Here is a 23,061-nt window from a genome sequence, read left to right as displayed (position 1 = left end):
ATTGATTGAGTGTCAGCAGGCACAGGTTTTTTTTGCATCGGGGCTGAGGCAGGCCTCGCCCTGGCAGCAGTTGTCGGTCAGGTAGGCAAGCAAGCCATTCATCTGCTCGAAGGCCGCCCGGTAGACCAGATTGCGGCCGATGCGCTCCTGACTCACCAGGCCGGCATGGGCCAGTTCCTTGAGGTGGAAGGACAGAGTGGCGCCCGGCAGCGCCAGCGCCTCGGCCAGCGCGCCGGGCGTGAGCCCCTCCTGGCCCGCCACCACCAGCAGGCGGAATACCTTGAGCCGGTGGCTGTGCGCCAGCGCGGCCAGGGCACGGATGATGATTTGCTCTTCCATGCTTCGATTATTCCATGTTTATGGAACTATTTACACAAGACAAGGCGGCGACAGCGGTCCGGGCGACACTAAGGGCCATGCAGATGCTTGACGAAAAAAACCTGCCGCGCTTTGTCTTCTTCACCGGCAAGGGCGGCGTGGGCAAGACCTCGCTGGCCTGCGCGGCGGCGCTGCGCCTGGCCGATGCCGGCAAGCGCGTGCTGCTGGTCAGCACCGATCCGGCCTCCAATGTGGGCCAGGTGTTCGGGCTCGGCATCGGCAACACCATCACCCCGATCGCGGCGGTGCCGAATCTCTGCGCCATCGAGATCGACCCGCAGGCCGCCGCCCAGGGCTACCGCGATCGCATCGTCAACCCGGTGCGCAGCGTGCTGCCCGCCGAGGCCTTGAAGGGCGTCGAGGAACAGCTGTCCGGCGCCTGCACCACCGAGATCGCCGCCTTCGACGAGTTCACCGGCCTGCTCACCGACCCGGCGCTCGGCGAACGTTTCGAGCATGTGCTGTTCGACACCGCGCCCACCGGCCACACCATCCGCCTGCTGCAGCTGCCGGGCGCCTGGAGCAGCTTTCTGGAGGCCGGCCAGGGCGACGCCTCCTGCCTGGGGCCGCTGGCCGGGCTGGAGAAGCAGCGCGCCCAATATGCCGCCGCGGTGGCGGCGCTGGCCGACCCGGCGCGCACGCGCCTGGTGCTGGTGGCGCGCGCCCAGGCCTCGGCGCTGCGCGAGGTGGCGCGCACGCATGCGGAGCTGCTGCGCGTGGGCATGCAGCGCCAGTTCCTGGTCGTCAACGGCGTGCTGCCGCTGGCCGAGGCCCAGGGCGACGCGCTGGCCGCCGCCATCGTGCGGCGCGAACAGGCGGCGCTCGCCGCCATGCCCGCGGCGCTGCGCGATCTGCCCTGCGAGCAGCTGCCGCTCAAGCCCTACGACCTGGTGGGTCTGGCGGCCTTGCGCGGCCTGTTCGGCACCGATCCGCCGCTGCCGGCCCCTGCCTCAATGCCGCCAGCGTCGCCGCTGCAGGCGGCCGACCTGGCCACGCTGGTGGACGAGCTGGCCACCAGCGGCCATGGCCTCATCATGCTGATGGGCAAGGGCGGCGTGGGCAAGACCACGCTGGCTGCAGCCGTGGCGGTGGCGCTGGCGCAGCGCGGCCTGCCGGTGCATCTGAGCACCTCGGACCCGGCCGCCCACCTGACGGAAACACTCAGCGGCCAGCTCGAGCATCTGCGCGTCAGCCGCATCGACCCGCAGGCCGAGACGCTGCGCTACCGCGAGCAGGTGCTGGCCAGCAAGGGCAAGCACCTGGATGCGCCGGGGCGCGCCCTGCTGGAAGAGGACTTGCGCTCGCCCTGCACCGAGGAGATTGCGGTGTTCCAGGCCTTCTCGCGCATCATTCGCGAGGCCGGCCGCCAGTTCGTGGTGATGGACACCGCACCCACCGGCCACACCCTGCTGCTGCTGGACACCACCGGCGCCTACCACCGCGAGATTGCGCGCCAGATGCAGGGCCGGGCACAGGGCCTGCACTTCACCACGCCGATGATGCAGCTGCAGGACCCGGCGCGCACCAAGGTGCTGATCGTCACCCTGGCCGAGGACACGCCGGTGCAGGAGGCGGCGCTGCTGCAGGCCGATCTGCAGCGCGCCGGCATAGCGCCCTGGGCCTGGGTGATCAATATGAGCGTGGCGGCGGCGCCCGCCAGCCACTCCGCGCTGCTGCAGCAGCGCGCCCTCAAGGAGCGCGCGCAGATCGCCAAGGTGGCGCAGCAACACGCGGCGCGCCATGCCATCGTGCCCCTGCAGGCCGAGGAGCCGGTGGGCACCGAAGGGCTGAGCAAGTTGTTGTTAAGACGGCGCTAAGCGCCGCCGCGCAGCATGGCCTCATCCAGCAACGCAAGGAAAGAAAAAGCGCCATGTCTACCCAACGCCCCCTGATCTGGGATCTCCCCACCCGGCTGTTCCACTGGCTGATGGTGCTGAGCTTTGCCGGCGCCTACCTCACGGCCGAGAGCGAGCGCTGGCGCCTGGTGCATGTGAGCCTGGGCTACACCCTGGCGGGCCTGGTGGCTTTTCGCCTGCTATGGGGTCTGGTCGGCAGCAAGCATGCGCGCTTCGCCAGCTTTGTGCGCGGCCCGGCCGCCGTGGCGCGCTATCTGCGCTCGCTGCTGCAGGGCCGGCCCGAACACCATGCGGGCCACAACCCGGCCGGCGCGCTGGCGGTGCTGGCCCTCTTGGGCCTGGGCGCCCTGCTCAGCGCCAGCGGCTGGGCCAGCTACAACGATCTGGGAGGCGCATGGCTGGAAGAGGCGCATGAGGCCATCGCCCATCTGATGCTGGCCCTGGTGGGGCTGCATGTCGCCGCGGTGATCGTCTCCAGCTGGCTGCACCGCGAGAACCTGGTGGCCGCCATGATCACCGGCCGCAAGCGGGCCGCGCCCGCAGACGACTGAGACAATGGGGCGGCGCAATCAGCCGCAAGAAGGAAAGCCGCCCCCATGATCCAGCACCCCACCAGCCCCAGCCAGCTTGCCGAGCAGTTCCAGCGCGAGGGCGTGCGCGAGGTGGAGTGCATCTTTCCCGACGTCTCGGGCTATCCGCGCGGCAAGCTCATGCCGGCGGCCGGCTATGCGGGCGGCGCCGAGCTGCGCATCGCCCAGGCCATCCCCATGCAGTGCATCACCGGGGCCTATTCCTCGGACCCGATCTTTCCGGATTCCGACCCGGACGTGCGCCTGCGCCCCGACCCGGCCACGCTCAGGCCCGTGCCCTGGGCCAGCCAGCCGCGCTATCTGGCGATCCACGATTGCGTGGAGAGCAGCGGCGAGCTCTGCGCCTTTGCGCCGCGCTCGGTGCTGCAGGCCGTGCTGGCGCGCTACGGCGCGCTGGGGCTGCACCCGGTGGTGGCGCCCGAGATCGAGTTTTACCTCTGCGCCGCCAACACCGACCCGGCCCTGCCGCTGGCCGCGCCGGTAGGGCGTGGCGGGCGCGCCGAGGTCGGGCAATCGGCCTTCAGCCTGAATATGCGCAACGCGCTGGCGCCCTTCTGGGATGAATTCCATGCCGCGCTGGCCACCCTGGGCATAGGCGCAGACACCTGGATCCACGAGATGGGCCTGTCGCAGTACGAGATCAATCTGCAGCATGGCGATGCGCTGGCGGCCGCCGACCAGGCCTTTCTCTTCAAGTACGCGGCCAAGGAGATCGCGCTCAAGCATGGGTTGAACGCCGTCTTCATGGCCAAGCCCATCGCCGGCCAGGCCGGCAGCTCCATGCATCTGCACCAGAGCGTCGTCGATGCCCAGGGCCGCAATATCTTCAGCCAGGCCGACGGCAGCGCCAGCCCGGCCTTCGCGCAGTTCATCGCCGGCCTGCAGGCCTATCTGCCCGATCTGATGCTGGTGTTTGCGCCCTTCATCAACTCCTACCGCCGCTATGTGGCGGGCAGCCAGGCTCCCATCAATCTGCTGTGGGGCCACGACAACCGCAGCACCGGCCTGCGCGTGCCGGTCAGCGGCGCCGCGGCCAGGCGGGTCGAGAACCGCATCGCCGGTGCCGACGCCAACCCCTATCTGGCCATCGCCGCCACGCTCGCCGCCGGTCTGGCGGGCATGCAGGAGCGCCTCAGGCCCAGCGCGCCTATAGCGGGCAATGCCTACGAACAGGCCCATACGCTAGCGCGCAGCTTTCTTGCCGCGCACGCCCAGCTGGCGGCCAGCAGTGCCGCGCCGCGCCTGCTGGGCGCGCCCTTTGTGCAGGCCTTTCTGGCGGTGAAGAGCCTGGAGCACGAGAGCTGGCTGAACGAGATCAGCGCCTGGGAGCTGCGCTATCTGTTGCCGCAAGCCTGACGCGATAGCTCAATCGGCATTGCCGCGGTATGCTGTTGACGAGCTAGCCATGTTCAGCCAAAAAAAAGGGGGGCGCATGGGACCAGCTGCCAGGCCATTGGTATTGGTCATTGATGATGAGCCGCGCAACCGGCGCTTGCTGGACGCTTATATCGAGGCCGAAGGTTATGAGGCCAGGCATGCCGCCAGCGCCGCGCATGCCTTGTGCAGCGCCGTGGCGGAGCCGCCCAGCCTGATCCTGCTCGACCTGATCATGCCCGACATGGACGGCTTTGAGCTGCTGCACCGGCTCAAGGCTGACGCCCTGCTGTCCGGCGTGCCGGTGGTGGTGGTGAGTGCGCTGGACGATGCGGCGGCGCGCCATCGCGCCCTGGCGGCCGGCGCGGCGGACTTCCTGGGCAAACCCGTGGATCGCTGGCTGCTGAGCCAGTGCCTGCTGCGCCTGCTGGCAAGTACGCTGCCGGGCCTGGATCCCGCGCAGGGGGAGCGTCATGCGTCCCAATGACAGCGCGCCGGGCGTGCTTGCCGGCGATATGTACCGTCTGCTCAGCGGCATCAACCGCGCGCTGGTGCGCGCCGAGAGCCCCGACCGCCTGTACGACCAGGTCTGCAGGCTGGCGGTGGAGTCGGGACTGTTCGAGCTGGCCTGGATAGGCTTGCTGGAGCGCGACACCGGCCGCCTGCGACCCATGGCCAGCTGTGGCGACCGCTGGGGCATCGCCGAACACATCTGCCAGGCAAGCCGGGAAACCGGCCAGTCGCTGGGCTGGCGCGCGCTGCGCGATGGCCAGCCCCTGGTCTGCCATGAGCTCGCCGCCAGCCAGCCGGCCAGCCCCGGGGTGGCGCAGGCGCTGGCGCAGGGCTTGCGCGCGATGACCAGCATCCCGCTGCGCGAAGGCGAGCAGGTGATCGGTCTGCTGGAGTTGTATGGCTCCAGGGTGGGCTGCTTTGATGCCGACATCATCGAGTTGCTGGACGAGGTGGCCGGCGACATCTCGTTTGCGCTGGAGCATCTGCTGCAGCAGCAGCAGCGCCTGGCGGCCGAGGCCAGGGTGCGCTATCTGGCCTATTACGACCCGCAAACCGGCCTGCCCGGCCGTGCCCTGCTGGCGCAGCGCCTGCCACAACTCGCCGCCTCCGCCAGCTGCGCCGAGCAGGGCAGCCTGGCATTGCTGGACATCCACCTGCAGCGCCTGGACCTGTTTGGGCGCGTGCATGGGCAGGCGGCCGTTGACCTGATGTTGCGCGTGCTGGCCCAGCGCCTGGAAGACTACTGCGCCGGCCGTGGCATGGTGGCGCAACTCTCGCAGGACGAATTCGCCGTCGCCATCGGCAGCTCGGCCGACCCGGCCGCGATCCAGCCATTCGCCGCCGGGCTGCTCGCCAAGCTGCTGGCGCCGCTGCCGGTGAGCGGCGGCGAAGCCTATCTGAACGCGGTCGTCGGGGTCGCGGTCTATCCCTCGGACGGCAAGCAGCTGGATCGCTTGCTGTCGCGTGCCCGCGCGGCCGCCACCGATGCCTCGGCCAACGCCGAGATCCGCTTTTACCGGCCCGAGCTGGAACGCGACACCGCCGCGCAACTGGCCTTGGAGGGCGACCTGCACCGCGCGCTCGAGCGCAGCGAGTTCATGCTGCACTACCAGCCGCAGCTGAATATGCGCTCGGGCGCCATCGTCGGTGCCGAGGCCCTGCTGCGCTGGCAGCACCCCGTCAAGGGCACGGTGGCGCCGGCCAGCTTCATCCCGCTGCTGGAGAGCTGCGGCCTGATGCCGCGCGTGGGTGCCTGGGCCCTGCGCGAAGCCTGCATGCAGCAGCAGCGCTGGGTCGCCCAGGGGCTGGAGCCGCTGCGCATGGCGGTCAACCTGTCGGCCCAGCAGTTCCGCTCCAGCGGCCTGGTGGAGGCGGTGGAGCGCGCGCTCGCCGACAGCGGCATGGCCGCCGAATGGCTGGAGCTGGAGCTGACCGAGAGCCTGATCCTGGAGGACGCCGAACGCACCATCGCCATCATGCATGAGCTGAAAGCCCTGGGCGTGACGCTGTCGCTGGACGACTTCGGTACCGGCTATTCCTCGCTCAGCTATCTGCGACGCTTCCCGATCGACCGCCTCAAGATAGACCGCAGCTTTGTGCGCGACGTGGCCACCCAGGGCAGCGCGGCGGTGCTGGCGCGCACCATCCTGGCGATGGCCCACAACCTGGGCCTGGCCACCATCGCCGAAGGTGTGGAGGACGCAAGCCAGTTCGGCTACCTGCGCAAATACGCCTGCGAGGAAATGCAGGGCTATCTGTTCACCGGCCCGCTGCCGGCCGAGCAGCTGGGCCAATGGCTGCGCGAGGAGCGCCGCCTGCCCCTCTCCGACGCCGACGCCGCGTCCAGCGCCACGGTGCTGGTGGTGGATGACGACCTGGGCGTGATCGGCGCGCTCAAGCGCCTGCTGCGGCGCGAGGGCATCGCGGTGCTGAGCGCCACCAGCGCGGCCGGCGGCTTCGAGTTGCTGGCCACCACGGCGGTGGGCGTGATCATCAGCGACCAGCGCATGCCCGGCGTGAGCGGTTCGGTCTTTCTGGAGGCGGTGCGCGAGCTGCATCCCGACAGCATCCGCATCCTGCTGACCGGCTATACCGAGCTCGAATCGGTGATCGAGGCCATCAACCGCGGCACCGTCTACAAGGTACTCACCAAGCCCTGGGACGACAAGCAACTCGCGGACAATGTGCGCGAGGCCTTGAAGCGTTATGAGACGCTGGTGGAGAACCGGCGCCTGCAGGCCTGCATGGAGCAGGCGCGGGCTCAGCACCCGGATGCCTTTGCCGCCTGAGGCCTGAGGCCGCATGCTCTCGGCCCCCATCGCCACCACGCTCGCCTTGCTGACCTTGGGCGCGCTGGCGCTCGCGGTCGGGTCGCAACTGCGACTGCAAACGGCGCGCCAGCGCTTGCAGGGGGCCACAGTGGAGTGCCTGGTCTACGCGGTTCTGGCCGTGGGCCTGTGCGCCTTGCTGGTGGTTAGCGCGCTGGCCTATCTGAGCGGGCGTGACGCGCAGGCCAGCAACACCAGGGTCGAGCAAACCCAGGAGGTGCGCCGGCGGCTGCAGCTGCTGCTGTCCGAGCTGCAGGATGTGGAGACCGGCAGTCGCGGCTATGCCCTCACCGGGGCGACCGAGTACCTCGAACCCTATGAGCGCGGTGCCGCCAACTTCGACCAGCATGTGGCGGCCCTGGCCGAGCTGCTTGCCGGCAGCCCGCAGCAAGGCGCACGCCTGGCACAGCTCCACGAGCTGGCGCGCGAGCGCATCGCGCATGCGCGCCGGGTGGTGGACGCGCGCCGCCAGCTGGGCAGCGCGGCCGGCATCAAGTTGGTTGCCAGCGGCCTGGGCAAGCAGATGATGGATGGGCTGCGCAGCGCGATTGCACGCATGGACGCCGAGGAAGCGCAGCAGCTGGCCGTGCGTGCGGCCCAGGAGCAGGCCAGCGTCGACCGGCTCAACACCACCCTGGCGGCGAGCACCCTGCTGGCCATCGCCGGCGTCGCGCTTGCGGCCCTGGTGCTGCGCCGCGACTTCGAGCGCCGCCGACGCGCCGAAGCGGCCCTGCGCGACAGCGAGCAAAGCCTTGCCATCACCCTGCACTCGATCGGCGACGCGGTGCTCGCCACCGACACCGCTGGCCGCGTCACGCGCATGAATGCGGTGGCCGAACGCCTCACCGGCTGGCCCTTGGACGAGGCGCTGGGCAGGCCGGTAGACGAGGTGTTCCGCATCGTCAACGAATACACGCGCGCGGCCGCGGTGCTGCCGGTGGCACAGGTGCTCGCCAGCGGCCTGCAGCAAGGGCTGGCCAACCATACCCTGCTGCTGGCGCGCGATGGCCGGGAGTATCCGATCGCCGACAGCGCGGCGCCGATCGTCGGCGCCGGCGGAGCCCTGAGCGGCGTGGTGCTGGTGTTTCGGGACGCCACATTGGAACGTCAGGCCGAGCACCAGGCACGCGAACAGAACCTGCTGCTGGAGCAGCGCGTGCAGGAACGCACCGCGCAGCTGAGCGACAGCGAGGCGCGCTTGCTGACCGTGCTGGAGAACATCGAGGAGGGCGTGGTGGTCTCCAGCCTGGACGGCGAGGTGCTGTACTTCAATCGCGCCGCCATGGCCATGCATGGCTTCAGCGACCGGGCGGACTATCTGCGCCGCATGCCGGAGTTCGCCACCAGCTTCGAGCTGCGCGAACTCGATGGCGCGCTATTGACGGTGCCGCAATGGCCGCTGGCCCGCATCATGCGTGGCGAGACGCTGCGCGACTGGGTGCTGAATGTGCGCCAGCTGCAGGCGGGCTGGCAAAGAATTTTCAGCTATGGCGGCACGCTGGCGCGCGACGCTGACGGGCGCGCGCTCTTGGCCATCGTCACGGTGCGCGACATCAGCGCCAGCAAGCGCGCGGAACGCGAGATCATCGAGCTCAACGCCACGCTGGAGCGGCGCGTGGCCGAACGCACCCGCCAGCTGGAGCAGGCCAGCCGCGCCAAATCGGATTTCCTCGCCAGCATGTCGCATGAGCTGCGCACGCCGCTGAACGCCGTGATCGGCTTTTCGGAGATGCTCAAGGACGGCGCGGCCGGCGCGCTGACACCCAGGCAACACGACTTCGCGGTGGACATCTTCGACGCCGGCAGCCATCTGCTGGCCCTGATCAACGACATCCTGGACCTGGCCAAGGTCGAGGCCGGCACGCTGCTGCTGGAGCCCGCCCGCCTCGATCTGGCCGCCTTGCTGCATGCCAGCACCCAGCTCTTGCGTGGGCGCGCGCTGGAGCGGCGCATCCAGCTGCGCACCGAGCTTGCCGACGACCTCGGCGACCTGCTCGCGGACGAACGCAAGCTCAAGCAGATCGTCTACAACCTGCTCTCCAACGCCATCAAGTTCACCCCGGATGGCGGCGCCGTCAGCCTGCGGGCGCAGCGCTGCACGCGCGCCGAACTTGCCCTGCCGGCCGGCGGCCCGACGCGGCTGATGCCGCTGCCGCCGGGCGACAGCGAGGCCTTCGTCGCCATCACGGTGGAGGACAATGGCGCGGGCATGACCGCCACCGAACTGCCGCGCCTGTTCATGCCCTTCAGCCAGGTCGACAGCTCGCTGGCGCGCCGCCACGCAGGCACAGGGCTGGGGCTGTCGCTGGTATACCGCCTGGCGCAATTGCACGGCGGCACCGTGGGCGTGGCGAGCCGCCCGGGCGAGGGCAGCCGTTTCGTGGTGTGGCTGCCCTACCTTGAGCCCCCCGCCCCGCCCGCGCCGGACGGTTCCGGCTCAAGTTCGGGCTTGCATGAGGATGATGGCCATGGCGACGATCCTGGTCGTCGATGACGATGCCCGCAACCTGCGCCTGGCCACCGAGGTACTGGCGCTGGGCGGGCACCAGGCCTGGGCCGCCAGCAGCGGCCTGCAGGCCCTGGAACTCGCGCTGGCGCAGCCGCCCGAGCTGATACTGCTGGACGTGCAAATGCCCGGCATGGATGGCATCGAGACGCTCAAGCGCCTGCGCGCCCAGCCCGCCACGGCCGGGCTCAAGGTGTTTGCGCTCACCGCACTGGCCATGAAGGGCGACCGCGAGCGCCTGCTCGCCGAAGGCTTCGACGGCTATCTCGAGAAGCCGCTGCGCTACAAGCAGCTGCTGGAAAGCATCGCGCGCGCCTTGGCGAAGCCTTGACAGGCCTTAAACCGCCATGAACACCGACTTGGTTTCCAGGTAGGCGTCCAGCGAGGCGCGGCCCATGTCGCGGCCTATGCCCGATTGCTTGTAGCCGCCGAAGGGCATGGCCGGGTCCAGCGCGCTATGGCAGTTGACCCAGACCGTGCCGGCCTTGATCTTGGGAATCAGGCGGTGCACCTTGGACAGGTTGTTGGACCAGATGCTGGCGCCCAGGCCATAGGGCGAATCATTGGCCCAGGCGGCCACCTGGTCGATATCGTCATAAGGCATGGCCACCAGCACCGGGCCGAAGATCTCTTCCTGCGCCACGCGGTGCGTGCGCTCCACATCGGCCAGCACGGTGGGCCGCACAAAGAAGCCGCGCTCGCCCTGGCGGCCGCCGCCCGCCACCACGCTGGCGCCCTGGGCCCGCCCCACATCGATGTAGTTGCAGACCCGCTCCATCTGCTCGCGCGAGACCAGGGGGCCCATTTGCGCGGCGGGATCCAGGCCATGGCCCATGGGCATGGCGCTGGCGATCTGGGCGATGTCGGCCACCACGCGGTCGAACATCTTCTTCTGCACGAACAGGCGCGAGCCGGCGCAGCAGACCTGGCCATGGTTGAAGAAGATCGCATTGGCGGCACCGGCGGCGGCCACCGCGGGGTCGCAATCGTCCAGCACGATCACCGGCGACTTGCCGCCTAACTCCAGCGTGAAGCGCGTCATATTGTCGACCGAGGCATGGCCGATCAGCTTGCCCACCTCGGTGGAGCCGGTGAAGCTGACCTTGTTGACGAGCGGATGTGCTACCAGCGGCGCGCCGGCGCCGGGGCCGTCGCCGGTGATGACGTTGACCACGCCGGGCGGAAAGCCCGCCTCGGCGATCAGCTCGGCCAGGTAGAGCGCCGTCAGCGGCGTCTGCTCGGCGGGCTTGAGCACCACGGTGCAGCCGGCGGCCAGCGCCGGGCCCAGCTTCCAGGCCGCCACCAGCAGCGGGAAGTTCCAGGGCACGATGGCGGCCACCACGCCCACCGCCTCGCGGCGCGTGTAGGTCACGAACTCGGCCTGCAGCGCATAGGGAATCGAATGCTCGGAGGTGCTGCCCTCGATCTTGGTGGCCCAGCCCGCCATATAGCGAAAGAAGTCCACCACCAGGGCCATGTCCACCGCCTGCGCGATGCCGGCCGATTTGCCGTTGTCTATGGACTCGATCTCGGCCAGGGTCTGGGCATGGGCCTCCACCAGATCGGCCAGCTTGAGCAGCAGGCGCTGGCGCTGCACCGGCCGCATCCTGCCCCAGGGGCCCTCGTCAAAGGCGGCGCGGGCGGCGCGCACCGCACGGTCCACATCCTCGGGGCCGGCGCTGGCGATCTGGGCGATCACCTCCTCGCTGGCCGGATTCACGCTGGCAAAGGTCTTGCCACTGGCCGCGCCGACCCATTCGCCATTGATGAACATGCGATGCGCATGGCGGGCCAGAAAGGCGCTGGTGGGCGCGGACAGCAGGTGCTTGATGTCGGAGAGATTCATGGGGCGATCCTTTGGCGTTGAGTGGGGGGGAGGAAGCGGACTCAAGGCTAAGGAAATGCCCCGCAGCGCGGGGGCCTGGGAGTTTCCCAGGGGTGGAACTGTTCCGTCGTGGAACAGCCGGTGGGGGGCCATGGCTGGTCGCCGGCAATCGCCATCAGAGGCCGAAAGGCCGACTCACAAATCCGACGACGCCGATGAACCCGGCAATCCGAATTCGCAGGCAGTCATGCCTACTGAGCGGTGGGTGCGGCTGTGGAATTGGGGTTTTTGGACAGCTTCGTTGGGCGCCTCAGTCACTGCTGCACGTCACCTCTATGTTGGACTTGTACGCCAAACTGAAGAATGACAAAAGCCTCGCAGCGACTTGGGCAAGAGGCTTGTTTGCTATACCGCCGTTTTGCGTCAGCAGCTCAATGAGTTCGTGCACCAAGACTCCAGCCTGTCGTGCGGATATGTGAGGATCGTCGTAAAACCTCTCCCAAACAGCGAGAAGTTCGGGATATCTTGCCTCGTTCTCGCCAGCGAGGGCGAACAGGAACTCTTCGTGATGGTCGATGCGTTCGTGATTGCCATTGGCGAACATGTCGAATGCCACTTCTGTCTCCCTCTGGGGTATTCGAGGAGCCTAACCGTCAGCGTTCATCCGCCGCCACACGGCGTTCGGCACGCAGCCCAGCGCGGCCGGCGGTGGATAAACCGGGTTGAATTGAACCGCCCAGCCCGATGCCGGCGGTGCTTGGGGATTGGATCGAATACGGGGCGTGCATGCTGGCCATTATGAATGGGCGGCTGCTCGACCCGGAAGCTGCGGGGATGCCCGCAGTGGCCTCGGCGTACCGCTTATCCGTCAATCCAGTGTCGGGCTCGGGCCTGACCCAAGCTCTTGGATGAACGCCTCGCCGCTCAGCCGCTCAGCCGCTCAGCGCGCGCCTTCGCGCAGCTGCCGGTACACCCGCCCGCGCGACACGCCCAGGCGCCGCGCCGCGGCGCTGACGTTGCCGCCGCAGGCCTGCAGCGTCGTGGCAATCAGTTCGCGGCTCGCATCGACCAGGCTGGGCGCGCTCGTCGCCTCGGCGGCCAGCGGCGCAGCGGCCACCGGCGCAGCCGGTTGTGGCGCAGCGGCAGCGACCACGCCACCCCGCAGCCCGTCGCGCGCCTGCAGCTGCACGCGTGCCCACACCGTCAGGCCATTGGGCAGGTGCAGCAGCGCCAGCTCGGCGTGCCGGCTGTGGGCCAGCAAGGCGCTCAGCCCCAGGCCCAGCAGCGCCTCGGCATGCCGGCCCTCACCATCATCATCATCGCGCGCCCCCAGCAGGCGCGCCGCCGTGGCGTTCATCCAGGCCAGTCGTCCATCATCGGGCGCAATGCCCAGCAGGCCGGCCAGCGGCGTGCCCAGCAGCTCCGGGCTGGCCTGCAGCTCCACCACCAGGTGTTGCTCGGACTGGGCGCGCAGCAACCGGTTCTCGATGGCCGAGGCATACAGGCCCACCAGCGGCTGGGCGTCGAAGCCAAAGCCGCTTGGCGCCTCGATGGACAGGTCCAGCACCCCGGCCAGGCGGCCCTGGGTGTCGCGTATCGGTGCGGCGGCGCAGTGGATGGCGGCCACCTGCTCGAAGAAATGCTCGGGCCCGCTGACGCTGCAGGCCTGGCCGGTGCGCAGCACCACGCCGGGGGCGTTGGTGCCCAGCAGCGACTCCGAAACGTTCACGCCCAGCCGCGCCAATTGCGGCAGCACGCCCTCATCCCTGGCGGCGCTGGCGGGGGCCTGGCTGAGGCGCACGATCATGCCCTCGGCATCGGCCAGCAAGAGGCGGCAGCCGCTGCCGCCCAGGGCCAGCTCCAGACGCTGGAAGGACTCGGCCGCGGCCTCGCAGAGCTGGCGGCTGCGGCGCAGCGCGCTGTCCAGCCGCAACGCGCTGACGGGCTCCAGCGCCACCCGCTCGCTGCCCTCGCGCCCGGCGCGCACGCAGCGCTGCCAGGATTGGATCAGCGCCTCGCCGAGCAGGCCGCTGGGCGCCTCGCCGCGCTCGAAGAAGCGCTGCCGCGCCCAGGCCAGGCGCTGTGCGGGCGTGGCGAAGAAGGGTTGCGCCGGCAGCGTCATAAGGTGGCTAGGCGCTCTCGACCAGGCTCAGCCCCAGCTCCTGCATCATGGCGTCGCGCATCACGAACTTCTGCACCTTGCCGGTCACCGTCACCGGCAGCTCGTCCACGAAGCGGATATAGCGCGGCTGCTTGTAATGGGCGATCTGCTCGCGGCAGAACTCGCGCACCTCGTCCTCGGTGCAGGCCATGCCGGGGCGGGTGATGATCCAGGCGCATAACTCCTCGCCGTAGCGCTCGTCGGGCACGCCGAACACCTGCACGGCGGCGATCTTGGGGTGGCGGAACAAAAACTCCTCGATCTCGCGCGGATAGATGTTCTCGCCGCCGCGTATCACCATGTCCTTGAGCCGGCCGACGATATTGCAATAGCCCTGCTCGTCCAGCGTGGCGAGGTCGCCGGTGTGCATCCAGCCCTCGCGCACCGCCTCGCGGGTGCGCTCCTCGTCGCCCCAATAGCCCTGCATCACCGAGTAGCCGCGCGTGCACAGCTCGCCGGTGGCGCCCAGCGGCACGATGCGGCCCTCGAAGTCCACGATCTTGACCTCCAGATGCGGCAGCACGCGGCCCACCGTGGCAACGCGCTTGTCCAGCGGGTCGTCCACCGCGCTCTGGAAGGACACCGGGCTGGTCTCGGTCATGCCATAGGCGATGGTGACCTGCTGCATATTCATATCGGTCTGCACCTTGCGCATCACCTCGATCGGGCAGGGTGCGCCGGCCATGATGCCGGTGCGCAGCGAGCGCAGATCGAATTGGCCGAAATCGGGGTGGTTGAGCGCGGCGATGAACATGGTGGGCACGCCATGCAGGGCGGTGCAGCGCTCGGCCTGCACCGCGGCCAGGGTGGCGCGCGGCTCGAAGCCCTCGCCCGGAAACACCATCCTGGCGCCCCGGCTCACGCAGGCCAGCACCGACAGCACCATGCCGAAGCAGTGGTACAGCGGCACCGGGATGCACAGGCTGTCGCGCTCGTCGAGCTGCATGCAGGCGGCCACGGCGCGGGCGTTGTTGACGATGTTGTGATGCGTCAGCGTCGCGCCCTTGGGCGCGCCGGTGGTGCCGCTGGTGAACTGGATATTGATGGGCTCGTGGCAGCGTAGCGTGCTGGCGGCCGGCAGCGCGGCAATCTGCTGCGCGCCCAACTCGATCACGGTGGCCCAGTTGAGCATGGCCGCGGTGGGTTCCTCGCCCAGGCGCACCACCAGGCGCAGATGCGGCAGGCGCGGCTGGCCCTGTTGCGAGCCCACGCCCAGGTTCTGCAGCATGCCCAGATAGTTGCTGCTCTTGAAGGCGGCGGCGCTGACCAGCACGCTCACGCCCACCTTGTTGAGCGCGTACTCCAGCTCCGACAGCCGGTAGGCCGGGTTGATGCTGACCAGGATGGCGCCGAGGCGCGCGGTGGCGAACTGGGTGATGAGCCACTCGGCGCGGTTGGGCGACCAGATGCCGACGCGGTCGCCCTTGCGCACGCCCAGGCGCCACAGGCCGGCGGCGGCATGCTGCACCTGCTCCAGCAGCTGCGCCCAGCTCCAGCGCAGGCCCTGCTCCACAAACACCACGGCCTCGCGCTCGGGCCAGCGCGCGGCGGCATCTGCCAGCAGCTGGAACACGGTGTCCTCGCTCAGCGCTACGTCGCTGGCGCCGCGCACCCGTGACAGGCCCTCGATGGGGCGGGATGAAAGCATCTGCATAGATAAGAAGAGAGTGGGTCCTAGAGACAACCGGGCATGGGGCCGTTGAGCCTGAGCGTGTCCGAGGGCAGCTCGTCGAACATCAGCCGGTAATGCCGCGTGAAATGGCTGGCGCTGCTGAAGCCCAGGGTGGTGGCGACGGCCGTGATGGGCTGGTCGGCCGTGAGCTTGAGCGTGCGCCTGGCCTCGTTGAGCCGCAAGGCGCGCAGATAGGCTTGCGGGGTGGTGCGCAGGAATTCCTCAAAACAGTACTGCAGGCTGCGCCGGCTGGTGCAGGCGGCGATGCAAATCTCGGGGATGCCGATGTCGTTGTGCAGATTGGCGCGCATGAAGTCCAGCGCGCGCCTGACCACGCGCATGCGCGTGTCGGCGCGGCGCGGCAGCGCGGTGGCCGGATCTTGGCCATCGCCCTGCATGGCCAGCGCCACGGTGTCGCTGAGCGCCTGCGAGACCCAGTCGCTGCGCGCCTGGGCGTCGTGCCGATGCTGCTGCGTCGCCTGCGCGTTGATGGTCTGCAGCTGTTGGCGTATCGCCGCGGCTGCGTCGGGCGGCAGGGCCAGATTGCGCTCGCGCTCGGCCTGCTCCAGCCAACCCTGCTTGGCCTGGGGCAGGCAGCGTGCCAGCAGATCGCGGTGCACGCACAGGCCCACCAGGTCCAGCTCGCCGGTGGTGACCACGTCGTACTCATCCTGGCTGGTCAATATCATCAGCGACTCGCAGCCCAACGGCCGGCCGGCAAAGACGGCGCCGGCGTCCACCATGGTGGGCATGGCCAGCGCGATGTGTTCGGGCGGCGGCGTGATCTGCTCGCGCAGCCGGCGGTTCGTGCGTTCGCGCAGCAGCATGCCCTCCTCGGTCTCGAGCTGCCAGGCATAGCCGTCGAAACGGCCGCAGCCCAGCTGCTCATAGGCCTGGCGCCAGCCGTTCAGGGCCTTGGCCTGATCGTCCACATCCTGCGACTGGTGTTCGAACACACGCGACATCGGGCACTCCGTCGGTTTGAGGCTAGGGCTCGGGGAACTCATGGGCCGGGCAAACGCCCTGCTGCTGATCGCTGCGCTGGCGCTCCAGCTCGCGCAGCTGCACACGCCGGATCTTGCCCGAGATGGTCTTGGGCAAATCGCAGAATTCGATTTTTCGTATGCGCTTGAAGGGCGCCAGGCGCGTGCGTAAGAAGGCGTAGATGTCGGCGGCGGTGGCGGCATCGGGCGCCCTGCCCTCGCGCAGCATGATGAAGGCCTTGGGCACCGCCAGGCGCAGCGCATCGGGGCTGGGCACCACGGCGGCCTCGGCCACGGCGGCATGCTCGATCAGCACGCTCTCCAGCTCGAAGGGGCTGATGCGGTAGTCGGAGGACTTGAACACATCGTCGGCCCGGCCCACATAGGTGATGAAGCCCTGGGCATCGCGCCGCGCCACATCGCCGGTGCGGTAGTGGCCCGCGCGCATCACCTCGGCGCTGCGCTCGGCATCGCCCTCGTAGCCGGGCATCAGGCCCAGCGGGCGCGGCTCCAGGCAGATCGCCAGCTCGCCCTCGTCGGCGGGGCGGCCCTCGGCGTCCAGCAGCGCGATCTGGTAGCCCGGCAGGGGCCGGCCCATGGAGCCCGCCACCAGCGGCTGGCCGGGCGTGTTGCCCACCTGGGCGGTGGTCTCGGTCTGGCCGAAGCCATCGCGTATCGTCAGGCCCCAGGCGGCCTGCACCTGGGCGATGACCTCCGGGTTGAGCGGCTCGCCGGCGCCTATCAGCTCGCGCAGCCTGAGCCGCGGCGCCCAGGCCGCCAGGTCCTCCTGGATCAGCATGCGCCAGACCGTGGGCGGCGCGCACAGCGAGCTCACCGGGTGGCGAGCCAGCGTGTCCAGCAGGGCGCGGGCGCTGAAGCGGGCCTGGTTGAAGATGAACACGCAGGCCTGGGCATTCCAGGGCGCGAACAGGCAGCTCCAGGCATGTTTGGCCCAGCCGGGCGAGGAGATGTTCAGATGCATGTCGCCGGGGCGCAGGCCCAGCCAGTACATGGTGGACAGGTGGCCCACCGGGTAGCTCTGGTGGGTGTGCAACACCAGCTTGGGCTTGGCCGTCGTGCCCGAGGTGAAGTACAGCAGCAGCGCGTCGCTGGCCTGGGTCGGGCCATCGGGGATGAAGACCTCGGACGCGGCGTAGGCCGCATCGAAGGGCTGCCAGCCGGCCGGCGCGGCGCCGGTGGCGACGCGGGTACAGCCCTCCAGCAGCTGCGCCGGCAGCGCATCGAATTTGTGCGCCTGCGTGGGCTGCACGATCACATGGCGCACGCCGCCGCGCTCGAAGCGATCCAGCAAATCGTCGGGGCTCAGCAGGGTGGTGGCCGGCACCACCACGGCGCCCAGCTTGATGCAGGCCAGCATGGCCTCCCACAGCTCGCGCTGGTTGCCCATCATCACCAGCACGCGCTCGCCGCGGCGCACGCCCAGGGCGCGCAAATGGTTGGCCACGGCGTTGGAGCTGCGGCGCAAGGCGTCGAAGCTCAGGCACAACTCCTCGCCACTCTCCTCGACGATGCACAGCGCGGGCGCGCCATTGCCCAGCGCCATCGCGTCGAAATAGTCGAGCGCCCAGTTGAACTGGCTCAGCCGCGGCCAGCGGAAGCGCGCCACGGCGGTCTGGTAGTCCTCGCGATGCGCCAGCAGCAGGTCGCGGGCCTCGATAAAAGCTTGGGCGGCTGAATTCATGGGTTCCGGTCTCGAGTCAATCATGGGATGGGGTTCAGGCCGGCAGCGCGATGCGGCGCAGGCCGGCCGTGCTGGCCACCAGCAGCTCGCCCGAGGGCAGCACCAGGGCGGCGGTCAGGCTGGCGCGGTCGTCCAGGCGGCTGAAGGCAAAGCGCTCGCCGGACAGGTCGCCGCTGAGCAGACTGCCGTCCACGCCGACGATCACCGGCCGGTGGTCGGCGCGCAGGGCCATGGCCGTGAGCGAGCCGGCCTCGCGCAGGGCCTGGTGTTTCCAGCTGCGGCCGTCGTCGCTGCTGCGCACGAGGTTGCCGCGCATGCCGCAGGCCAGCAGCGTGCCGTCATGCAGCGCCAGGCCGCTCCACAGCGAGCCTGCATAGGGCGTGGCCACCAGCTGCCAATGCGCGCCGCGGTCCTCGCTGCGCAAGATGGCGCCGTTCTCGGCCGCGATCAGCCACGTGCCGCGCGCCGACACAAAGATGCGGTTCAGGTGACGCTCGCCGGCCTCGCCAGGCAGCAGCTCGGCACGCTCCCAGCTCGCGCCGCCGTCCTGGCTGCGCAGGGCCAGGCCGAAGCCGCCCACCGCCAGGCCCGCGCCGCCGGGCTCGACGCGCAACGCCAGCAAGGTGTCGCCGGCGTCCAGGCCGGTCGAGATCGGCTGCCAGTGCTCGCCGCCATCGCCCGAGCGCAGCAGGGTGCCGCCATGGCCCGCGGCCCAGAGCGTGCGTGCATCGCTGGCATGCAGGGCCGTCAGGGTGGTGCGGCTGGGCACCGAGCGCGCCTGGCGCCAGCTTTGGCCCTGGTCGTCCGAGAGCAGCACATGGCCGCGCTCGCCCACCGCCACCAGGCGCTGGCCGGCCCAAGCCAGGTCCAGGCAGAGGCTTTTGGCGGCGAGCGGGCGCTGCAGCGCCTGCTGTGGCTGCGCATGCGCAAAACCGGGCAGCAGCGCGGCGCCCATGGTGATCAGGCCGCGGCGGCGTGTGAAAGACATGGCGGAAAAGGCTTTCATCTCAATGCACCATGAAGGGCCGATGCACCGGGCCGCGGCGCGGGATCAGCAGGTCGATACAGACGGCCAGGGCCGGCAGCAGGGTGATGGCCATCAGCATGTTCAACATGAACATAAAGGCCAGCAGCAGCCCCATATCGGCCTGGAACTTGAGCGGCGAGAACACCCAGGTGGCCACGCCCACCGAGAGCGTCAGCGCGGTGAACACGGTGGCGATGCCGGTCTCGCGCAGGGCCTGCAAAAAGGCCGGCACGATGGCCGCGCCCTCGGCCAGATAGAGCTGCAGGCGGTTGTAGATGTAGAAGGCGTAGTCCACGCCTATGCCCACCGCCAGCACCATCACCGGCAGGGTGGCCACCGTCAGGCCGATGTCCAGCGCCTTCATGAACCAGTAGCCGATGAAGGTGGCCAGGGTCAGCGGCAGGCAGCAGGCGACGACGGCGCGCCAGTCGCGATAGGTCAGGAACACCAGGGCGACGATGGTGGCGTAGACGTAGAGCATCATGGGCAGCTCGGTGGCCTCCAGCACCTCGTTGGTGGCGGCCTGCACGCCGGCATTGCCGCTCGCCAGGGCCACGTTCACGCCCTCCATCCTTTCGCTGGCGCGGAAGGCCTTCACCACCTGCACCGCGCGCTTGATGGTCTCGGCCTTGTGGTCGGCCAGATAGGCGTGGATGGGCAGCACCGTGCAGCGCGGGTCGTAGAGGCCCGAGCCCTCGCCCACCAGGCCGATGAAGCTGGCCATCGAGCGGCTGTCGCGCGGCAGATCGCCCCACTTCGGATTGCCCTCGTTGAAGCCGGCCGCGCCGAGCTTGACCAGGGCCGGCAAGGCATTGGTGCCGATCACGCCGGGCGTGTTGGCAAGCTCCCAGGCCAGGCCGTCGATATAGGCCATCTTGCGGAAGTCGTGGCAGCTGTCGGGCGTGGTCTCGTTGACGATGGTCAGCACGTCCAGGCCCACGGCGAACTTCTCGGCGATGCTGAGTGCGTCGCGGTTGTAGCGGGCGCTGTCGCGCAGCTCGGGCGCGCCGGGCTGCACATAGCCGATATGGCGGTCGCGCCCCTGCCACAGCGCCAGCGCGAACAGCAGCAGGCCGGCGCCCACCACCCAGGGCGCCACGCGCGGCTCGGCCACGCGCGCCAGCACGCCTATGCCCAGTTCGCGCTGGCGGCGCAGCCGCTGCATACGGCTGCCCCAGCCCGCGTCCAGCCTCACGAAGGAGGCCAGCACCGGCAGCATCACCAGATTGGTGACGATTTTGTAGGCCACGCCCAGCGAGGCGGTGATGGCCAGCTCGCGGATCGCCGGGATCGGGATCAGCAAGAGCGTGGCGAAGCCGACCAGGGCGGTCAGCAGGGCCATGGTGCCGGGCACCAGCAGGCCGCCGAAGCTGGCCTTGGCGGCATCGAACACGCTCTTGCCGGCGCTGATCTCGCGGGCGATGCTGTTGATCTGCTGCACGCCATGCGAGACGCCGATGGCAAACACCAGGAACGGCACCAGCACGGCCAGCGGGTCCAGCCCATAGCCCAGGAGCTGCAGGCTGCCGAACTGCCACACCAGCGACACCAGCGAGCAGCTCAGCGCCACCGCCGTGAAGGCCCAGGAGCGGCAGTACCAGTACACCGCCAGCGCCGTCAGCACAAAGGCCAGCACGAAGAACAGCAGCACGCCCTGCGCGCCCTCGGCAATGTCGCTGATCTGCTTGGCGAAGCCGATGATCTGGATCTCGATGTCAGCGTCTTCGAAGCGCGCGCGCAGCTCCTGCTCGATCTTGGGGCCCAGGGCGATGTAGTCGGTGGGCTGCTTGCTCGCCGGGTCCACATCGAGCAGGTCGGCGCTGACCATGGCGCCGGAGTCGTCGCTGGCCACCAGGCTGCCGAGGTAGCCGCCCTGCACCACGTTGTCGCGGATGCGGGCGATGGTGCTGGCGTCGAGCTTGTCGGGCGTGATGTCGCCGCCAATCACATCGCGCGCCTCATAGCCCTGCTCGGTGACCTGCATGACGCGGGTGTTGGGCGTCCACAGCGAGCTGACCGAGCGCCGGTCCACCCCCGGCAGGTAGAGCAGCGCCTGGGTCACCTCGTTGAGGCGCTTGAGCCCCTTGGGCGTCCAGATCTCGCCCTGGCGGGCATGCACCACGACGATCAGCCGGTTCGCGCCGAACAGCTCGTGCTGGTGCTTCTGAAAGGTCTGGGTGTACTCATGGCCCAGCGGCAGCTGCTTGCCGAAACCGGCACTCATGTGCAGGCGCGCGGCGAACAGGCCCATCACCAGCGTGATCAGCGCCAGCAGCAGCAAAAGCGCCTTGCGGCGGCCGAAGATCAGCCGCTCGCAGCGCAGGACAAGTTGGCTCAGCATGGCGTCAGAAATTGAAGGACAGGCTGGCCGAGAGGTTGTCGCGGTCGCGCATCAGATTGCTCAGGCCGCCGCCGAAGAAGGCCGTGTAGCCCAGCTGCAGCTTCCACTCCGAGCCCTTGTCGAACAACATGCCCAGAAACAGCGATTTGCGGCCCTCGACAAAGGGCAGGGTGTTGGGCGAGATGCCCTTCACGTCATGCGTGAACACGGTCGATGGCGTCAGGTTCCACTCGCTGCCCCAGACATGCGGATAGCTCAGGTCGAACTCGAAGGCATAGCCCCAGGAGGTCTTGTTGGGCGAGGCGTAGGAGGGGAACACCAGGTAGGGGACCTGGCCGATCCGCAGCCGCGGGTAATGCGTCACGGCCAGCTCGGCCAGCAGCGTGCCCTCGGCCGCGCCCAGGGCCTTGACCAGGCCACCGAGGGGCGAATTCACCTCGGTGAAGTACAGCGCGGTCAGATTGGCCTGGAACTTCTTTTCCTCGCTGAAGCCGCGCACCGTGATGCGGCCCTTGGCATCGGCATTGGCCGGCTCGAAGATGCTGTAGCGGCCGGCCAAGGGCACGCTGCCGTCGATCGCCACCGAGTCGCGCGGCCGGTACGAGAGCTCGCCGCCCACCGCCACAGGCCCGGCCTTGGTGTTGAAGGAGATGCCCAGCAGGTTCTTGTCCTGCCCGTATTCGTTGTAGTAGCCGATGTTGGCGACGTTCTGCGCGGCATAGGCCGGGTCGGTGAACAGCGTGGTGAAGGGCAGCTTGTCGTGGTAGCGCTGGTAGTAGAGCGAGAACTCGGTGTCCATGCCCTGCGGCTTGTAGCGCAGCGCCAGGCCGAACTGGCGGCCCTTGGGCGGCAGCCGGTCGGCCTCGAAGCCCAGCACATTGATGCCCGGCTGGATGCCGGCACCCATATCGCCACAGGGCGTGGGCGGCAGGCACAGGCCGGCGCCGGCCAAGAGCGAGCTGGGAATATAGGCCGGGCGCTGGCCGGCGCCGACGATGTCGGCGCCCGAGAAGAAGGTGCCCACCGGGTCGAAGCGGAAAGCATTCCACTTGAGCTGGTAATAGGCCTCGGCGCTGAGCGTGCTGCTCAGCCCGGTGTTGAGGCTGAGCATGGGCGCGGGCCGCAGGATCTCCTTGACCTGGGTGCCCGGCGTGTGCAGCTTGCGCAGGTCCAGCGCGTTGATCTGGTTGATGCCGCCGATGATGAAGATGTCCTCGCCCCAGCTCAGCACCTGGTTGCCGATGCGCAGCGTGGCGTTGCGCTCGTCCAGCCAGCGGAAGTCCTTGGACACCCAGGCATCCAGAAAGGTCAGGTTGTGCACCGCGATCTTCTTGGCCGCCGCCGAGAGCTCGGTGCGCCGCGTGTCGCCGGCCTTGCTGTCCAGCACCCAGCTGGCGCGCACCAGGGCACGCCAGCCATCATTGCTCTTGAGGCCCAGCTCATGCGTGCCCTTGAGTGCGGCCGAGACCAGGTCGCCGCGCCGGAAATTCAGATTGCCGTCGTCGCCGTTCAGCAGATTGAAGTCGGGGTTGGCGGCGGCGTCGTTGCCGGGCCCGTTGAGCAGCGAACCCAGCGCCGCGCCGCTGGGCACCGCACCGCCGTTGTCATTGCCCATGGCCGTTCGGCTGGGCTTGCTGAGACGGCCCTGCAGGCCGTAGGAAATGGTCGAGCTGAAGTCGATCGCGGTGCCACCCTCGGTGGTGGTACTGAGGGCCTGGGCCGTGCCCAGGCAGCTCAGCGCGGCGGCCGCGGCGATGCTGCCGCGCAGCAAGGTGGCGTGATGGCTCATGGCAATACCTCTTTCTT

At 69.1% G+C, this 23,061-nt stretch carries 16 protein-coding genes and 1 pseudogene; 7 read left to right on the top strand and 10 right to left on the bottom strand.

All coding sequences use genetic code 11. The features are described 5' to 3' along the window. Nucleotides 1–12: 12 nt before the first annotated feature. Nucleotides 13–339, bottom strand: a complete 327-nt coding sequence (locus WG898_RS11450; RefSeq protein WP_339602920.1) for an ArsR/SmtB family transcription factor — start codon at nt 337–339, stop codon at nt 13–15. 77 nt (nt 340–416) lie between these two features. Here WG898_RS11450 and arsA point away from each other — a divergent pair, with 77 nt between their 5' ends. The 7 genes and pseudogenes from arsA (at nt 417) to WG898_RS11415 (ending at nt 9,875) form a co-directional block, all read left to right on the top strand. After that, nucleotides 417–2,195: an arsenical pump-driving ATPase gene (gene arsA / locus WG898_RS11445; RefSeq protein ID WP_339602919.1), complete on the top strand. Its 1,779-nt coding sequence runs from the start codon at nt 417–419 to the stop codon at nt 2,193–2,195. A 53-nt stretch (nt 2,196–2,248) separates the two neighbouring features. Further along, nucleotides 2,249–2,773, top strand: a pseudogene (locus tag WG898_RS11440) (cytochrome b/b6 domain-containing protein); the annotation flags it as partial. A 57-nt stretch (nt 2,774–2,830) separates the two neighbouring features. Beyond that, nucleotides 2,831–4,180: a glutamine synthetase family protein gene (locus WG898_RS11435; RefSeq protein ID WP_339602918.1), complete on the top strand. Its 1,350-nt coding sequence runs from the start codon at nt 2,831–2,833 to the stop codon at nt 4,178–4,180. 76 nt (nt 4,181–4,256) lie between these two features. Next, on the top strand, nt 4,257–4,685 hold the full coding sequence (locus WG898_RS11430; RefSeq protein ID WP_339602917.1) for a response regulator: 429 nt from the start codon (nt 4,257–4,259) through the stop codon (nt 4,683–4,685). Then, nucleotides 4,672–6,999, top strand: a complete 2,328-nt coding sequence (locus tag WG898_RS11425; protein ID WP_339602916.1) for an EAL domain-containing protein — start codon at nt 4,672–4,674, stop codon at nt 6,997–6,999. Before WG898_RS11430 ends, WG898_RS11425 begins: the two co-directional genes overlap by 14 nt. Before the next feature lie 13 nt (nt 7,000–7,012). Continuing rightward, nucleotides 7,013–9,532, top strand: coding sequence for a CHASE3 domain-containing protein (locus tag WG898_RS11420; protein WP_339602915.1), 2,520 nt, complete (start codon nt 7,013–7,015; stop codon nt 9,530–9,532). Further along, nucleotides 9,507–9,875 (top strand): response regulator, encoded by a 369-nt coding sequence (locus WG898_RS11415; RefSeq protein ID WP_339602914.1) that lies wholly within the window; start codon nt 9,507–9,509, stop codon nt 9,873–9,875. The genes WG898_RS11420 and WG898_RS11415 overlap by 26 nt, the downstream gene beginning before the upstream one ends. A gap of 6 nt (nt 9,876–9,881) precedes the next feature. Here WG898_RS11415 and WG898_RS11410 read toward each other — a convergent pair whose 3' ends face one another. From WG898_RS11410 to WG898_RS11370, 9 genes are all read right to left on the bottom strand, one after another. Then, nucleotides 9,882–11,390 (bottom strand): aldehyde dehydrogenase family protein, encoded by a 1,509-nt coding sequence (locus WG898_RS11410; RefSeq protein ID WP_339602913.1) that lies wholly within the window; start codon nt 11,388–11,390, stop codon nt 9,882–9,884. Between the two features lie 289 nt (nt 11,391–11,679). After that, nucleotides 11,680–11,985, bottom strand: a complete 306-nt coding sequence (locus tag WG898_RS11405) for a hypothetical protein (RefSeq protein ID WP_339602912.1) — start codon at nt 11,983–11,985, stop codon at nt 11,680–11,682. 324 nt (nt 11,986–12,309) lie between these two features. Beyond that, the gene (locus tag WG898_RS11400; protein WP_339602911.1) at nt 12,310–13,491 is read right to left on the bottom strand and encodes a helix-turn-helix domain-containing protein; all 1,182 of its coding nucleotides are present in this window, start codon (nt 13,489–13,491) and stop codon (nt 12,310–12,312) included. Between the two features lie 7 nt (nt 13,492–13,498). After that, nucleotides 13,499–15,178 carry an AMP-binding protein gene (locus WG898_RS11395; RefSeq protein WP_339602910.1) on the bottom strand — a complete coding sequence of 560 codons (1,680 nt, stop codon included), beginning with the start codon at nt 15,176–15,178 and terminating at the stop codon, nt 13,499–13,501. A 26-nt stretch (nt 15,179–15,204) separates the two neighbouring features. Next, complete coding sequence (locus WG898_RS11390) at nt 15,205–16,167, bottom strand: helix-turn-helix domain-containing protein (RefSeq protein ID WP_339602909.1); 963 nt, start codon at nt 16,165–16,167, stop codon at nt 15,205–15,207. Nucleotides 16,168–16,189: 22 nt separating this feature from the next. After that, nucleotides 16,190–17,887, bottom strand: a complete 1,698-nt coding sequence (locus WG898_RS11385; RefSeq protein WP_339602908.1) for an AMP-binding protein — start codon at nt 17,885–17,887, stop codon at nt 16,190–16,192. 34 nt (nt 17,888–17,921) lie between these two features. Then, nucleotides 17,922–18,875, bottom strand: a complete 954-nt coding sequence (locus WG898_RS11380; protein WP_339602907.1) for a WD40/YVTN/BNR-like repeat-containing protein — start codon at nt 18,873–18,875, stop codon at nt 17,922–17,924. A gap of 19 nt (nt 18,876–18,894) precedes the next feature. Continuing rightward, nucleotides 18,895–21,255: an efflux RND transporter permease subunit gene (locus WG898_RS11375; protein WP_339602906.1), complete on the bottom strand. Its 2,361-nt coding sequence runs from the start codon at nt 21,253–21,255 to the stop codon at nt 18,895–18,897. A gap of 4 nt (nt 21,256–21,259) precedes the next feature. Further along, nucleotides 21,260–23,044 carry a DUF1302 domain-containing protein gene (locus tag WG898_RS11370; RefSeq protein ID WP_339602905.1) on the bottom strand — a complete coding sequence of 595 codons (1,785 nt, stop codon included), beginning with the start codon at nt 23,042–23,044 and terminating at the stop codon, nt 21,260–21,262. Nucleotides 23,045–23,061: the final 17 nt, after the last annotated feature.

It is taken from the genome of Paucibacter soli (assembly GCF_037482845.1).
In the GTDB taxonomy this organism is placed as follows: Bacteria; Pseudomonadota; Gammaproteobacteria; order Burkholderiales; family Burkholderiaceae_C; genus Paucibacter_B; species Paucibacter_B soli.
Note: the sequence above shows the minus strand (reverse complement) of the source record. Positions and strands in the feature narration are given on the sequence as shown.